Source organism: Ruoffia tabacinasalis, assembly GCF_005864045.1.
Lineage (GTDB): Bacteria > Bacillota > Bacilli > Lactobacillales > Aerococcaceae > Ruoffia > Ruoffia tabacinasalis.
Genome location: NZ_VBSP01000094.1, coordinates 1 through 1,673, shown reverse-complemented (window position 1 = coordinate 1,673; position 1,673 = coordinate 1). Strand labels below are relative to the sequence as shown.

Here is a 1,673-nt window from a genome sequence, read left to right as displayed (position 1 = left end):
CCTGAATAATTCATAGTTTTTCTAAAAATGTCAATTAATGTTGTGATTATAGTACTTGTAGTAAATTGCTTCATCACCCGTTAGGTGATGCAAAAAGAACCCCTTTCTGATATGGTTAATTCACAACAAACAACCAATAGAAAGGGGTCCTCTCAATGGTTACTTTACAAGAAACTACAGCAAAATTCAATAATAATTTACATGTCTCTCATACAGGTGGTCGTTTATCGAGTGATTCTGGGTTGGCACTGGTCGACGAATTCATGGACGCTTTTCATTTTACAGAGCATTCTAAAGACGTCGTTTCGTTTAATGAAGACCGTCGCTACTGGCTACACGATAACCATAAGATTTTAAAACAATTACTTTTTCAGATTATCGCTGGCTATAAAGCCGATTTATCAGCGGATATCTTACAACACGATCCGTTATTACAAGCTCTTTCAACTGATGAAGTATGGGCTTCGCAACCCTCTATCTCTCGATTTTTCGATCGAATTACGGAACAAACGATCGAAGATTTCCAGACACTCAATCAAACAGTGATTGATCAAGCACGACTTATTCGTAATGATACGAATATGATTGTTGATTTAGATTCTACCCATTCGGATACCTTCGGTAGCCAAGAACAGACAGATTATAATGCTCATTATGGAACGAACGGTTATCATCCATTAGTCGCTTTTGATGGATTAACTGGTGATTTTTTAAAAGCTAAACTTCGTTCAGGAAATCAATATACTTCTAATGGCGTAAAGGCATTTCTTGAACCACTCTTAGATCACTATCACCAAGCAATTCCTACGACAGATATCTTAGTCCGTGGAGATAGTGGTTTCGCAACACCTGAAATATATGAGTTATGTGAGGCTTTCGGTAGTGACTATGTGATTCGTTTAAAGAGTAATCGAAAATTAACTCATTTAGCTGAAGAACTTGTCTACTATGATGATAATCATCCTTGGGATGAGAAAGAAACTTACTATCATTCTGTTTCATACCAAGCCGGCTCTTGGCCTAAATCTCGTCGAGTATGTATTCGTTCAACTCGAGAAGCTGGAGAGTTACTCTTTAGTCATGCGTTTATTATTACAAGTTTCTCAGAAAATATCGTACCAAAAAGAGTTTTTGAAACATATAATAAACGAGGCACTATGGAAAATTACATCAAAGAAGCCAAAAACAGCTTCTATTTTGACAAGACAGATAGTCCACGGTTCATCGAAAATCACGCGCGTATGATGATCAGTGTAATAGCTTATAATATTATCAACTTTATGCGTACAATCTGTTTTGAAAAGAATTGGAAAAATCTTCAAGTAAATACCATTCGTCTTCGTTTATTCAAAGTAGCCGGAAAGTTGGTCAGCACTGCGAGACGGATCTATTTAAAACTTTCTAGTTCGCATGTCTATCAAGCAGAATTTTACGCCGTCTTTAGGCGAATCCAACGGATTCGATGTTATATTTAATAGATTTCATTTTTTGAAAAAATTATCCAGTGCCTAGGGATTCGTGCGCCCAAAAATAAGTGGTTAGCCTTTAAAAATCGAATCTCGATAAAAATGTTCTGTAAAATCTCAAAAAACATATAAATTTTAGAACCAAAGCAAAATTACGACAAAAAATGTATTTTTAATCGAAAAATTTAGAAGTATGAATTATTCAGG

The 1,673-nt window shown here is 35.5% G+C and carries 1 protein-coding gene; it reads left to right on the top strand.

Annotation, left to right across the window (positions count from 1 at the left end; genetic code table 11):
- Window positions 1-155 precede the first annotated feature (155 nt).
- A complete protein-coding gene (locus tag FEZ33_RS12160; protein ID WP_138405604.1) occupies window positions 156-1,475 on the top strand; it encodes an IS1380 family transposase in 1,320 nt (439 codons plus the stop codon).
- Window positions 1,476-1,673 lie beyond the last annotated feature (198 nt).

Coding starts and splice junctions, on each gene's coding strand:
- FEZ33_RS12160 (WP_138405604.1), top strand. CDS start 156: ATGGTTACTTTACAAGAAACTACAGCAAAATTCAATAATAATTTACAT.